Annotated in this window: 11 protein-coding genes; 9 read left to right on the top strand and 2 right to left on the bottom strand. The window is 50.0% G+C overall.

The window, feature by feature from the left end; genetic code table 11:
• Positions 1-265 precede the first annotated feature (265 nt).
• Both AC4QZR_RS04875 and topA read right to left on the bottom strand, forming a co-directional pair.
• Complete coding sequence (locus AC4QZR_RS04875) at positions 266-964, bottom strand: SIR2 family NAD-dependent protein deacylase (RefSeq protein ID WP_494479883.1); 699 nt, start codon at positions 962-964, stop codon at positions 266-268.
• Between the two features lie 194 nt (positions 965-1158).
• Positions 1159-3591: a type I DNA topoisomerase gene (gene topA, locus AC4QZR_RS04870; RefSeq protein ID WP_494479882.1), complete on the bottom strand. Its 2433-nt coding sequence runs from the start codon at positions 3589-3591 to the stop codon at positions 1159-1161.
• A 167-nt stretch (positions 3592-3758) separates the two neighbouring features.
• Here topA and AC4QZR_RS04865 point away from each other — a divergent pair, with 167 nt between their 5' ends.
• The 9 genes from AC4QZR_RS04865 (at position 3759) to AC4QZR_RS04825 (ending at position 14266) form a co-directional block, all read left to right on the top strand.
• The gene (locus AC4QZR_RS04865; RefSeq protein WP_494479881.1) at positions 3759-4247 is read left to right on the top strand and encodes a SixA phosphatase family protein; all 489 of its coding nucleotides are present in this window, start codon (positions 3759-3761) and stop codon (positions 4245-4247) included.
• Positions 4248-4345: 98 nt separating this feature from the next.
• Positions 4346-5092 carry a ParA family protein gene (locus tag AC4QZR_RS04860; protein WP_494479880.1) on the top strand — a complete coding sequence of 249 codons (747 nt, stop codon included), beginning with the start codon at positions 4346-4348 and terminating at the stop codon, positions 5090-5092.
• A gap of 133 nt (positions 5093-5225) precedes the next feature.
• A complete protein-coding gene (locus tag AC4QZR_RS04855) occupies positions 5226-6698 on the top strand; it encodes a HAMP domain-containing protein (protein ID WP_494479879.1) in 1473 nt (490 codons plus the stop codon).
• A gap of 8 nt (positions 6699-6706) precedes the next feature.
• Entirely contained in the window at positions 6707-9784 is a 3078-nt protein-coding gene (locus tag AC4QZR_RS04850; protein WP_494479878.1) for a HAMP domain-containing protein, read from the top strand.
• Positions 9785-9798: 14 nt separating this feature from the next.
• Positions 9799-10398 (top strand): chemotaxis protein CheW, encoded by a 600-nt coding sequence (locus tag AC4QZR_RS04845; RefSeq protein WP_494479877.1) that lies wholly within the window; start codon positions 9799-9801, stop codon positions 10396-10398.
• A gap of 35 nt (positions 10399-10433) precedes the next feature.
• Entirely contained in the window at positions 10434-10796 is a 363-nt protein-coding gene (locus tag AC4QZR_RS04840; RefSeq protein WP_188502988.1) for a response regulator, read from the top strand.
• A 54-nt stretch (positions 10797-10850) separates the two neighbouring features.
• A complete protein-coding gene (locus AC4QZR_RS04835) occupies positions 10851-11975 on the top strand; it encodes a chemotaxis protein CheB (protein WP_494479876.1) in 1125 nt (374 codons plus the stop codon).
• On the top strand, positions 11972-13606 hold the full coding sequence (locus AC4QZR_RS04830) for a chemotaxis protein CheA (RefSeq protein ID WP_494479875.1): 1635 nt from the start codon (positions 11972-11974) through the stop codon (positions 13604-13606). Before AC4QZR_RS04835 ends, AC4QZR_RS04830 begins: the two co-directional genes overlap by 4 nt.
• 12 nt (positions 13607-13618) lie before the next feature.
• Positions 13619-14266, top strand: a complete 648-nt coding sequence (locus AC4QZR_RS04825) for a chemotaxis protein CheC (RefSeq protein ID WP_494479874.1) — start codon at positions 13619-13621, stop codon at positions 14264-14266.
• The last annotated feature ends 190 nt before the right edge of the window (positions 14267-14456 follow it).

Genomic DNA, 14456 nt, shown 5'->3' with positions numbered 1-14456 from the left:
ATGTATCGCTTTAATCGGGGTAATACTGAGCCTTCAGAAAAGTGCTTCCTTGCCTTTCCTGAACCTCTTAGAGCAGGTGGCAGCCGTAAAGGTTTAACCACCCTTCAAAAATATTTTCTGGGAATACTCCGATACACGCTGGATAGGATACTGGCGGCGCAAAAAGGTTCTTTGGCTGAGCGCAGGCCGTTCAGTCACGATATAAAAGGAAGTAATGAGTTTGAATTGGCTTTGTACCAACAGACTTCAGTTAGGAGGTATAGCCTTACAGATACCTTTCCAGAAGTAGTGTTTTAACTTTGTCCATACCTGTGCTGGCCTTCTCTTCGAACAGGTGCAGATTAGGCCGCGGGCGTACATAGGGGAGGTTTGGGTCCACAACCAGAACTGGTGCTTCGTCAGGCACCAGGTCCACCAGTCCGGCAGCGGGGTATACAACCAGTGAGGTTCCTACTACCAGAAAAATGTCAGCACGCATGGTCTCCTCCATCGCCTTCTCCATCATGGGTACGGGCTCTCCAAACCAGACAATGTTGGGTCTCAGCTGTGACCCACGTTCGCATTTATCTCCCAGGTTTAGTTGCCAGCCTTTTATCGGGTATATTAATCTTGGATCAAGCGTACTGCGGCTTTCAAATAGTTTCCCGTGCAGGTGGGTGACATCGGAAGAGCCCGCCCGCTCGTGCAGGTCGTCAACGTTTTGCGTGATGATCTTGACATCAAAGTCCTGCTCCAACTCAGCCAAAGCTTTGTGACCGGCATTAGGCTGCACGCTGTGCGCATTTTTCCGGCGCTGGTTGTAAAAGTCCAGCACGAGTTCCGGGTTTTTGCGCCATCCCTGCGGAGAGGCGACCTCCATCACATCGTGGCCCTCCCAAAGGCCGTTTGCGTCGCGGAAGGTGGCAATGCCACTTTCTGCACTTATACCTGCCCCTGAGAGCACCGCGAGTTTTTTCTTCGCCATCTGGAGTTGATTGATTTGTTCTTTTTAACTAGTTATGATACAATCAGGTTTAATCCGCTTCCCGTCATGAACGGAGCTTATACCTATACCTATACCTATACCTATACCTATACCTATACCTATACCTATACCTATACCTATACCTGCGGAATTAACAAAAAGAAGCCGCTCGGTTTGGAGCGGCTTCTTTCAGGTTATTTCTTTTTAGGTGCGGCTGCTTTTTTTGCTGCCGGTTTCTTGGCTGCTGGCTTTTTGGCAGCGGCCTTCTTTGTAGCTGGCTTCTTCTCGGCTGTGGCGTTTTCGGTTTTTTTCTTGAATCCGCCGCGGCCTTTCTTTTCCGGGGTTTGTTCTGCCAAATCCAGACATTCCTGCAGGGTCAGCTCAGCCGGTTCTTTGCCTTTCGGGATTTTCACGTTTTTCTTACCCACTACGATATAAGGACCATATCTGCCGTTGAGCACCTGCACATCCGGATTCTCCGGAAAAGATTTGATCAGCTTTTCTGCATCTGCCTTACGTTTGGCTTCGATCAGAGCAATCGCCTCCTCAGCCGTTACCGTCATCGGGTCCATCGTTTTGGGTAGGGAATAAAACTTGCTGGCATGGCTGATGTAAGGTCCGAAGCGCCCGATGGCAGCCTTCATTTCCTTTTCTTCATACATACCCACAATGCGAGGCAGTTTAAACAGATCCAGTGCATCCTCCAGTGTCAGACTTTCGAGGAACTGGCCTTTGCGCAAACTGGCATAAACAGGCTTCTCACCGGTTTCAGGGTTTTCCTCACCTAACTGCACATAAGGCCCAAAACGACCCAGCTTCGCGATGATCTGCTGGCCTGATACAGGGTCGATACCTATCTCACGTGCCCCGGAAACGTCGGCACGGTTGATATTCTCGCTGCTTTCGATACGTTCATGGAATTTCCCATAGAATTTCTCCATCATTTGTTCCCATTCCTGCTGCCCCTGTGCGATCTCATCGAACTCAGCCTCTACGCGGGCCGTGAACGAGTAGTCGATCACATTCGGGAAGTGCTCTACCAGGAAATCGTTCACCACCATAGCCGTATCCGTCGGGAAGAGTTTGTTTTTCTCCGCACCCGTGATCTCGGTTTTGGTCTGGGCTGTGATCTGGTCGCTTTTCAGGGTCAACACATTGAATTTACGCTCTTTGCCTTCGCGGCTGTCTTTCTCAACGTACCCACGCTTCTGGATCGTCGAAATGGTAGGGGCGTAGGTAGATGGTCTGCCGATGCCCATTTCTTCCAGTTTCTTCACCAGGCTTGCCTCGGTATACCTTGGGGCAGGGCGGGAGTAGCGCTGTGTCGCCTGCATCTGGCGCAAGCCAAGCGTCTGACCAATGCTCAGCGGCGGCAACATGCCTTTCACATCCTCGTCACCGCCTTCTTCATCATCCCTCGATTCGATGTATACCTTCAGGAATCCTTCAAACTTGATCACTTCACCGGTAGCCACCAGTTTTTCTGGCTGCGTCGATATATCAATTGTTGCAGTAGTTTTCTCTATTTCAGCATCCGCCATCTGGGAGGCAATCGCGCGTTTCCAGATCAGCTCATACAGGCGCTGTTCGTTGCGGTCGCTGCTGGCAGTCAGTTGCGAGAAGTCGGTCGGGCGAATGGCCTCGTGCGCTTCCTGTGCTCCCGATGATTTGGTTTTAAAGCGGCGGGTCTTCACAAACTTCTCCCCGAAAGAATTGCGTATTGCGTTGGAGGCACCCTGTATTGCTTCCTCGGAAAGGTTCAGGGAGTCCGTACGCATGTATGAGATCTTACCGGCTTCGTACAAGCGCTGCGCCACCGTCATGGTCTGGGCTACAGAGAAGTACAACTTGCGGCTGGCCTCCTGCTGTAGGGTAGAGGTGGTGAACGGAGGAGCGGGACTACGCTTGAGCGGTTTGGTCTCGAGGTTGCCAATGGTATAGCTTGCTCCGATGCAACGCTGCAAAAATGCCTGCGCTTCTTCTTCCGTCTTAAATTTTGTAGGCAGTTCGGCTTCCAGGGTCTTGCCCTGTACATCAAACTGGGCTGTAATCCGGAAAGTCGGCTCGGCGTTGAATTTCTCGATCTCACGCTCGCGTTCCACCACCAGACGCACAGCCACTGACTGCACACGTCCGGCGGAAAGACCGGTTTTGATCTTCTTCCAGAGCACCGGCGAGAGTTCAAAACCCACCAGGCGGTCGAGCACACGACGGGCTTGCTGCGCGTTCACCAGGTCCATGTCGATGCCACGGGGTGAGCTGATGGCATTCAGGATAGCGTTTTTGGTAATCTCCCGGAAAACGATGCGGCGAGTTTTGGCTACGTTCAGGTCGAGGGCTTCGGTCAGGTGCCACGAAATGGCTTCTCCTTCGCGGTCGTCGTCCGATGCAAGCCACACTGTTTCAGCTTCCTTTGCCAGTTTCTTTAATTGCGATACTATTTCCTTTTTGTCGCTCGAGATTACATAAGTCGGTTTAAACTTATTTTTGATATCGATGGCGTTGTTGTCTTTAGGCAGGTCCCGCACATGGCCGAAACTCGATTTCACCACAAAATCTTTTCCCAGGTATCCTTCAATCGTTTTGGCCTTGGCCGGTGACTCGACTATGACTAAATTTTTTATCATCCTTTATAATTAGGGGCAATTCGTTTGAATTTTGCCCAAAGTTCAAATTTTTTTTCAAACATATACAACCTGAAATTGATAACATAGGTTTAACATGCCAACATTGTCTTTATGAAAAGGCTGTTTTCTTAGCTTAAACTATCTATACGGACCACTTTTATTTTTATATGCAACGATTGTTAGTCATTTGCCGGCACGCTGAGCCAAATGATCCTTTCCCGCTCCAGCCTGACTTTGAACGGGAACTTACTAAAAATGGGCAACACCAGGCGCGTATAACCGGCAAATGGCTCCGGGATACGTTCCAGAAGGTCGATGCCATTCTGAGCAGTCCAGCCCCCCGAGCTGGCCTAACCGCCAGGTTAGTAGCTGAAAAACTTTATTTTGATGAAGATCGCATCGAATACGAGCCTGACTTTTACAATGCCCGTGAAAGTGTGCTCGTCAACATACTGGCTAAGCTTCCTGACCATCTGACGCGGGTGCTGCTGGTGGGGCACAACCCAGGTATAACAAGTCTGTCGCGCACCCTGACTGGTCAACACGTGGGGTACCTTGACCCTGCAGGGGCTTATGCTATTAAGCTGGAGCTCAACACCTGGCAGGAGCTGCATGTTACAAATGGTAAACTGGAGGCGGAGTTTACACAACCTTAGGCTCAGTACCGGCCCAACTGGCATTATTTGTCAATTTTTTTTAATAGCTTTAAACACTCTTATCTTTTTGCACCTATACTTGATCATCATAAAGCTGGATGAAAACCAAAATAGTAGCCGTTATTAATCAAAAAGGCGGCACAGGCAAGACGACTACCACCATCAACCTGGGCAGCGCCTTAAGCAAACAGGGGCACAAAGTCCTACTGGTTGATCTCGACCCACAAAGTAACTTATCGTATAGCCTCGCTGTTTCCTCGCCTGACCAGACGTTAGCCGAAGCCTTTTTAGGGACACAAAACATAAAAGATATAATGGTCGAAAAAGACGGCCTGTGGGTGGCTCCGGGTTCCAACGAATTAGTCGACGTGGAGATATCGCTCGTGTCGCAGCCGGACCGGGAGCAGTTCCTGAAAACCATGCTACAGCAGGTCAAAGGCTTTGATTATGTGTTGATTGACTGTCCACCCTCACTTTCGGTGCTTACCCTTAATGCGCTGACAGCGGCGCATGAGGTACTTATACCTTTGCAGATGGAGGTACTTACCCTGCAGGGCCTGGATCAGATCATGCAAACGATCGCGAAAGTAAAAAAGGCCTTTAATCCGAAACTTAAAATTAAGGGAATCGTAGTTGTCATGTTTGATGTGCGACGCAAGCTGAGTCAGGAAGTACTAGCCTATCTGCAGGAGAACGTGAAAGAGAAGATTTTTGACAGTCAGATCAGACTGAATGTGAAACTGGCCGAAGCACCCTCTTTCGGTAAGAGCGTGCTGGATTATGATAGCTCCTCCAACGGGGCGAAAGATTATGCCGCACTGGCCGCCGAATTCAGTCAAGCATAACAGGAGATTGCATAAAATCGCAATATTTTAAGTAAATTGCAGTAACATTCCCTTTGTACTGTTCAGCCAGTCAGCTAAAACTGATGCTGACGAAGGGCCGAACAGTTAACAAACCCTATACAACCCTAAACATATGGCCTTAGGTAAAAATTTGAAGCTGAGCAAAGACAAGCTCATTAGTGACGTAGAAACCAGCCAACCAGAAAAGACGACTCCATCGCGCGCGAAAGCGAAACAGCAGATGCCTGCTGCCACTACGACTGTGGACGAGAAACAGGAGCCGCCTCAATTGAAACAGGAAAGTACCAATGCTCCTGCAGCCAGGACGGAAGCCCCTGATACTGCTGCCAGAAAAGAAGCAGGCACTAGTTCGCTTGCTGTGAAAAGCGCACCCAACGGAAAGCAGAGCCGCAAACAGGTGCTGCCATCCAGCCCGGAATATATTGGCGAACAGCTAAACAAAGTGCTTTATGCCCTTGATGCCTTTAAGAAAGGGGATATCTCGGTTCGTCTGACCAAACAGAACGACGACATTTTCGCAGAGATCGCCGAAGCCTACAACTCGATGGTGGAAATGATCGGCGGTGTAGGTGGAGAGGTGTCACGCATCTCGAAAGTGGCAGGAGTAGAGGGGAACCTGAAAGCCCGTGCCTCGGCAGAGAACGCTTCTGGTTTCTGGAAGGACATGATCAACAACATCAACGGCCTGGTGGATTCCATTGCGGTTCCAGTGCTTGAAGTGGGTAAAGTACTGAAGAACATCTCGCGTGGTAACCTCGACGAAACATTCCAGATCCCGGTATCGGGGGACTTCAAGGTCATGGCCGAAACCATCAACCGCACGATCGACAACCTGAACCTGTTTGCCGGTGAGGTAACGCGTGTGGCGCTTGAGGTGGGTACTGAGGGTAAACTCGGTGGCCAGGCATCGGTACCGAACGTGGCAGGCGTTTGGAAAGACCTGACCGATAATGTAAATACAATGGCCAGTAACCTGACCTTGCAAATGCGTGACATCTCGAATGTGGCAACTGCAGTGGCGAAAGGTAACCTGGCTCAGAAAATATCAGTGGATGTACGCGGTGAGTTTGCCCAGTTGAAGGACAACATGAACCAGATGGTGGACTCGCTCAACATCTTTGCGGACGAAGTAACGCGTGTTGCACGTGAGGTAGGTACAGAAGGACGTCTAGGTGGCCAGGCCAAAGTGCCGAACGTGGGTGGTGTATGGAATGACCTCACCGACAACGTGAACACGATGGCGAGCAACCTGACCTCTCAGATGCGCGATATTGCAAACGTATCTACGGCAGTTGCGAAAGGCGACCTGACGCAGAAGATCACGGTGAATGTACGGGGTGAGATGGCTGAGTTGAAAGATATCATCAACCAGATGGTAGACTCACTCAACATCTTTGCCGGTGAGGTAACAAGGGTTGCCCGTGAAGTAGGAACAGAAGGTAAACTAGGCGGACAGGCAGCTGTACCGAATGTAGAAGGTACCTGGAAAGAGCTTACCGACAACGTGAACCTGATGGCCGGCAACCTGACCCTGCAGGTACGTGACATTGCTGAAGTAGCAACTGCTGTGGCGAAGGAGACCTGACTCAGAAAGTGTCTGTAGACGTGAAAGGAGAGTTGGGTGATCTGAAGGACATCCTGAATGAAATGGTGGACCGACTGAATGTGTTTGGCGCGGAAGTAACCCGTGTAGCACGTGAGGTAGGTACCGAAGGTATACTAGGCGGTCAGGCCGACGTGCCGAACGTGGCGGGTATCTGGAAAGAGCTCACCGACAATGTGAACTATATGGCCTCCAACCTGACCCTGCAGGTACGCGACATTGCCAACGTAGCAACCGCCGTGGCGAAAGGTGACCTGAGCCAGAAGATCACAGTGAATGTGAAAGGCGAACTTGCCGACCTGAAGGAGAACTTAAACCAGATGGTGGACTCGCTCAACATCTTTGCTGACGAAGTAACGAGAGTGGCCCGCGAGGTAGGTACTGAAGGTCGCCTGGGTGGCCAGGCATCCGTGCCAAACGTGGGTGGCGTATGGAAAGACCTGACCGACAACGTGAATACCATGGCCTCTAACCTGACCCTGCAGGTACGCGACATTGCCAACGTAGCGACTGCAGTAGCGAAAGGTGATTTGGCGCAGAAAGTGTCTGTGGATGTGAAAGGTGAACTGGGCGAGTTGAAGGAAAACATCAACCGCATGGTGGACTCCCTGAATATCTTTGCCGGTGAAGTAACCCGTGTGGCGCTGGAAGTGGGTACCGAAGGTAAACTGGGTGGACAAGCTACTGTTCCAAACGTGGGCGGTGTTTGGAAAGACCTAACCGATAATGTAAATACCATGGCCTCCAACCTGACCACACAGGTGCGAGGTATAGCCAAAGTAGCAACTGCCGTGGCGAAGGGTGACCTGAGCCAGAAGATCACGGTGGAGGCACGTGGCGAACTGCTTGACCTGAAAGAGAACCTTAACCAAATGGTGGATTCTCTGAACGTATTCGGTGACGAAGTAACAAGAGTGGCTCGTGAAGTGGGTACCGAAGGTAAACTGGGCGGACAGGCCAATGTACCAAACGTAGCCGGAACCTGGAAAGACCTGACTGACAACGTAAACTACATGGCTTCTAACCTGACATCTCAGGTGCGTGATATTGCCAAGGTAGCGACCGCGGTAGCTAAAGGAGACCTGAGCCAGAAAATCACGGTGGAAGCCCGCGGTGAGATTTTGGATCTGAAGGAGAACTTAAACCAGATGGTGGACTCACTCAATATCTTCGCTGACGAAGTAACGAGAGTGGCCCGCGAGGTGGGTACGGAAGGACGCCTCGGCGGCCAGGCCAACGTGCCGAAAGTACGCGGTACTTGGAAGGAACTCACCGACAACGTGAACACCATGGCCTCCAACCTGACGCTGCAGGTACGCGACATTGCTAAAGTGGCAACTGCCGTGGCGAAAGGCGACCTGACGCAGAAAGTGTCTGTGGATGTGAAGGGTGAGTTGAATGAACTGAAGGAAAACATGAATCGCATGGTGGACTCGCTCAACGTTTTCGCAGGTGAGGTAACCCGTGTGGCGCTCGAAGTGGGAACCGAGGGTAAACTGGGTGGACAAGCCAACGTACCAAATGTAGGGGGCACCTGGAAAGACCTGACTGATAATGTAAATACCATGGCCTCTAACCTGACAACCCAGGTACGAGGTATAGTACGTGTAGTAACGGCCGTATCAAAAGGTGACCTGACCCAGAAACTGACCCTCGAAGCAAGAGGAGAGGTAGCTGAACTGGCCGACACGATCAACACCATGGTGGTTGACCTGAACCGTCTGGCGGGTGAGGTTAGCCGTGTGGCGAGAGTAGCGGGTGTCGAAGGAAAACTGACCGAGCGAGCCACCCTGCAAGGTGTGGGCGGTAGCTGGAAAGAACTGGTGGATACGCTCAACGACCTGCTGGAGTCCATCGTGACGCCGGTACTGGAAGTATCCCGCGTGGTGCGCGCTATCTCAGAGGGTGATCTGACCCAGAAAGTAGAGGCCCATACCGCTGGTGATATCCTGGACATGGCCAATGCCCTGAACCTAGCGGTTGACAACCTGAACGCGCTTCTTGGTGAGATCAATGACTCATCGCTTGTAGTAGGAAGCTCTTCCGAAGAAATGGCTGATAAAGGCCTTGAAATGAACCGTGTGACGCTTGATGTGGCACTTGCAATGCAGCAAATGGCGGAAGGTGCCCAGAATCAGGCCCTCAAGACAGACCAGGCCTTCAAGCTGATCGAAGAGATCATGAAAACGACGAAGGACACGGCAGCACGTGCAGAAGTAGTGAACAAATCCGCCACGCTGGGTGAGGAAACTTCTCAGTTGGGTCTGAAAACAGTGGCCGAAGTGGTGAAGAACATGGAAGAGATCTCCAGTTCAGCCTCGCTCACCTCTAAAACAATTGAAGTACTTAGCGCCCGCTCGCAAGAGATTTCAAAATCACTTGGTGTGATCACTGACATTGCCGCACAAACGAACCTGCTTGCCCTGAATGCTGCCATTGAGGCGGCCCGTGCCGGTGAGGCAGGACGCGGATTCGCGGTAGTAGCCGAAGAAATCCGCAAACTTGCCGAGGGATCACGCAAATCTGCTAACGAGATCAATACGCTGGTAGAAGATGTGAAAAAAGATACCGCCTCTGCCGCAATGGCGATCTCCACCATGGAAGGCCGTGTATTGAAAGGAAAGAATGCGACATTCGAAGCATCTGGCGCCTTCAAGAACATTGCCGCTTCCTCTGGTGAAACGCTTCGTTCGGCACAGGACATCCTGACAGCAACTGAGGTGCAGAAGTCGTCGATCGGCGACGTAGTGAAGTATGTGGAAGAAGTGGTAGCGATTGCCGAGCAAACGGCCTCTGGTACACAGCAGGTAGCGAGCACAGCCAAACAGCTGTCCGCCTCAATGCAGGAACTTACTTCGTCTTCGCAGAACCTGAACGACATTGCCGCAGACCTGCAGATCAGTATCTCCGCCTTCAAACTGGTGGATGGAAACCTGGTGTTCAACCACAGCCCGAATAATCGTCGTCTGGCTTCTATGCCTACCAAGCCGAAGCAGAAGCAATTGGCTGGCAACTCACGTCTGAGCTCGGTTAGCTCCAGAAATAAAAACAGCGAGGACAACAAATAATCCGTTCCGGACTGATGAAAGAAAAGACAAGTAAGAAAGAGGAACAATCCGTTGCCGCAGCAGTTGCACCCGGACAGGGTAATACGGCTGCGACTGCGGCAGCTCCCGCTAAAGAGAGTCTGGCTAAGCCTGAAGCCGTGAAGGATGAGATGATTCACCTGATCGTCTTTAAACTTGGCTCTGAAGAGTACGGTATTAAGATCGACCAGGTAAAAGAGGTGACGGTAACGCCAAATGTGACCCGTATGCCACGGACGCCTGATTTTATCAAGGGTGTAGCCAATATTCGGGGTGACATTATCGCCATTATGAATCTGGAAGAGCGCTTTGGCATACGATCCGTTCCATTGGCCAGTGACGTAAATCCACACATTACCTATACCCTGGTAATAGAAGCAAGGGAATACAGTATAGGCGTGATTGTGCGCGAAGTACCACAGTCCCTGAACCTTTCGATGACCAAGATTGACAAGACTCCTTCGTTTTTGCAGGATATCAATATCCACGAAAATTACATTGAAGGTATTGCCAAGGTCAATAACCGCCTAATCATTGTACTGGATATGTACAAGATCCTGACCCAGGATGAGATAAGGGAGCTGAAAAATAATTAAAGCAATTCATTCAAATTGAAGCTATACTTTAAAGTATGAAAAGAATTCTGATTGTAGATGACTCCTTCTACATGCGCACCATGCTCAAGAACATGCTCACAGATGCAGGTTATGAGATAGTTGGAGAGGCTCCAAACGGGCAAACAGCGCTGGAACTGGCTAAGGAAACCAATCCTGACCTGATTACGCTCGATGTGATCCTGCCAGACAATACGGGACTTGATGTGCTGAAGGGTATTAAAGCCGAGCAGCCTGATATGAAAATCGTGATTGTGAGCGCCGTAGGGCAGGAAGTGATCGTGAATGAAGCACTGGAGTACGGGGCTCTTTCTTATATCGTAAAGCCTTTCTCAGAAGAGCGGGTGCTGGAGGTTGTTAAGAAAGCGCTGGAAGAATAGCTGTATTCTGACTGTAGGAGTACTTATTGTTGGTAGAAGGAAAGGAGTCGTACTTTGAAAGGACAGAATAGCAGGCTGAAAGTCCTAGTTGCTGACGGATCAAGTCATGCTCGCCTGGTGCTTGAGAGCATACTCAGTCATTCACCTGATCTGGAAGTGATAGGTCTTGCTTCTAACGGAGCTCAGGTGTTGGAAACGTTGCGTCACCGGAAAGCAGATGTCATACTTGCTTCTGTGGATCTTCGGGATAACGAGCATTTACTTGTCTTCAAGCAGATCTTCAGTGAGTGCCCGACACCGATCATAATGTTGGTGGGGAAAGAACAGCTGAGTCTGGAACTTCTCCAGGAGGCTATCGATCTGGGAGTTTATGGAATGATTCTGAAGCCAGATCCATTAGCAAGACCAGCCTACAGAACCATTGCGGAGGAGATCCGCAGGAAAGTAGCCGCAGTGCGGGATTCCGAATACTGGGATCCTAAAAAGCGCTTGAGCATGCTGGGTGAAGAAGCACAGATTCTGCACCTGACTGAGCAAAAGAGGCACCGGAATGCGACAGCAGATATCATCATTGTGATTGGTGCTTCAACAGGCGGAACGCAGGCAGTGGAGCAAATCATACGGCAATTAGACCCGAAGCTAAAGGCTTCTGTTTTAGTTGCCATACACATGCCGCCAAAGTTCACGCACAGTTACGCTCGCAGACTCAAAGGCATGACGGGGCTGACCGTGACGGAGGGCCGTACAGGTTTGATACCTAGACCCGGTCATGTAGTTATTGCCCCTGGAGGTAGAAATATGATTGTACATACTGTGATGGGAAATGCCTCCAGCCTGAAGGTCGGCTTTAATGTAGGCGATGAAGCAGAGCACGATTTGCCATCAGTCGATCAGCTGATGATAGCGGTCGCCCAAAGCGGCGTACGACGCGTGATAGGTGTCATACTCACAGGTATGGGCAAAGACGGCACAGCAGGAGTTATGGCCATATCACAACGGGAAGGGGGACATGTTATAGCACAGGACGAGGCTTCGTCGGCCATTTTTGGGATGGCCAAATCAGCCATAGAGAGCGGTAACACCGACAAAGTGCTGCCTTTGTCAGAAATAGGCCAGTACCTGAACCGGTATGTGGCTGCAGGACAGCAGCAAGTCAGTACAACTGACATTAATTCATGAAATCGAGAGAGCAGGAGTATAAAGAGATATTTATAGCAGAAGCGCTGGAGTATTACGACGCCCTCAACAGGCTCATCAGCGAACTGGAAAAAAAACCGCAGGACGATCAGGTGCTGGCGGAGATATTCCGTATGCTACATAACCTGAAGGCGAACGCGAAGGCGATCGGTTACCTGCAGATCTCTGACGTATCGCATAAACTCGAAACAGCATTTGGCCTGATCCGCAACAAAGAGCTGAGTTTCAGTGATGAAGTGGTAGGCGTTCTGTTTGATGGGATCGACCTGCTCGGTGAACTGATCAAAAACATCGACAGCGAACGTCAGGTAGAAATTGACCCGGTTCTAATCCGAAACCTGGATATCGTAGTCGACAGTCTTTCAGATAGCACTGTAGAGTTGGCCAAGGTGCAGAAATTCAGCACCTCCCGCAACCTGACGCTATCTGATCTCATTTACATTCAGGTCAAAAAGCTGGACCACCTCATGAACCTGGTAGGTGAGCTGATCATTGACCGGGACCGTATACTCTCGCTCAGCCGCGAGTTGGACAATGATGAGCTAAAGATGGTGAGTTCACATTTGTACCGCATTACAGAGGATTTGCAGTACAGTGTGATGGATGCGCGTTTGGTAAGCATCGGTACATTGTTCAATAAATTTCCGCGAGTTGTACGCGATATTTCAACTGCCGAGAAAAAGGAAGTCAATCTGGAGTTAAGCGGTCAGGATATTCAGATTGACCGAAATATTCTGCAGATCATAACAGACTCGCTGCTGCACCTGGTGCGCAATGCAATCACGCACGGTATTGAGAAACCTGAACAGCGGTCGAAGGTGGGTAAAACTAAAGCCGGTTCGCTGCAGCTCTCTGCCCGCAGCGACCGCGAAAGTGTAATTATCACCCTGACAGACGATGGAAGAGGTATAGACGTCGGAAAAGTGAAGAGAGCCGCTGTTGAACGACATCTGGTTTCAGGGGATGTAGCTGACGGGCTTCCGGACTCAGAAGTGTACTCTTTCCTGTTTGAGCCCGGTTTCTCGCTGGCCAAGGAAGTGACAGAGTTCTCTGGCCGGGGCGTAGGGTTGGATGTCGTGAAAAATGCGATCGATTCAATTGGCGGGCGCATACGTATAGAGTCAGAAAAAGGGAAAGGGACCTCTTTTATTCTGCAATTACCGACTTCTATTGCCGTTAAGGGAGCCCTTTTATTTGAAATAGACAGTATTTTTTATGCCATCCCACTGATCCACACCGATTCCGTGGTAGCGCTGGATAAAGACGAACTACACGAAGTAGGAGAGGTGCTTGTCGCCGACATTAAAGGAGAAACAGTAACGGTCGTATACCTGGACGAGCTCCTGAACATGGAGGAAAGCCAGATGCGTTTGGGTGATAAAACACGGTTAAAGGGACAGGTACAGAACATCATTATTGTTACCTACAACAACCGCAAGCTCGGCCTGATAGTGGATAAGCTTTACCGGCAACAGGATATAGTAGTGAAGCCACTTAGCAAGCCACTGGATAGCATAGATTTATATGGCGGTGTCACGCTGCTGGGTACAGGCAAGGTATGCCTGGTGCTGGACGTGCCTGCTATCACTAAGTACTTTGTGAACAAAAGATGAGGAACTGAGGCGATGGATTACGGAATTTATAACACGATGAACATGATGGATACGCATGTAACCGAGTTGGAAAAGGATATTATCAAAGAAATCCTCAATATAGGACTGGCACGCGCCGCTGATTCTTTTGCCACGATCGCCAAAGATAAGGTTATGCTCAAGGTGCCCGATGTGCAACTGATCGAAGTAAAAGACCTTATTTCGCTTATCGCCAAATATGAAAACTCACACTTTATCATTCAGTCTGATATAAAAGGTGACTTTAACGGCGCTACGCTCATGCTCTTTTCAGATGAGCACATCACACTGCTCTCCAATGTGTGCCTCAGCATGCTGAATGTGCAGAAGGGCGAACTGAATGTGATGCAGGAGTCACTGCTACTCGAAATCAGCAATATTATAACGGGAGCTCTGGTCACCCAGCTGGCTAACATCCTGAAGAGCAACATTTACGGCTCGCCCCCGAAAGCGCCTAAAAGCCACATTGCGAACTCACTGAAGGATATCCTGGTACAGCATCCGCTTTTCCAGCCACTTGTGTTCACAGTCATCACTAAGTTCCAGCATAATTCAAAAGATATAGAACTTCCCTTGCTATTGTTTTTCGATACAGGCACCCTGATCAAGATGCTTGAAATCATCAGAACATTTAAAGTATAAACAGCCTGTCGTATACCTGTTTATAACCGATTCAAATAAAATAACTGACGAGCTATACCTGTCTGGTTTATCCCCACAGGTATAGCTCGTCCGCTTTTTATGCTATACTATGCTCGTGAAGGGGACGGCTCGCACAGTTCTAACTAGATGGCGTAGTTTGATTATAGCGTCAGTTTTCGTTTTTTTGCAT

The organism is Pontibacter sp. YIM B11418 (assembly GCF_059278805.1).
Note: the sequence above shows the minus strand (reverse complement) of the source record. Positions and strands in the feature narration are given on the sequence as shown.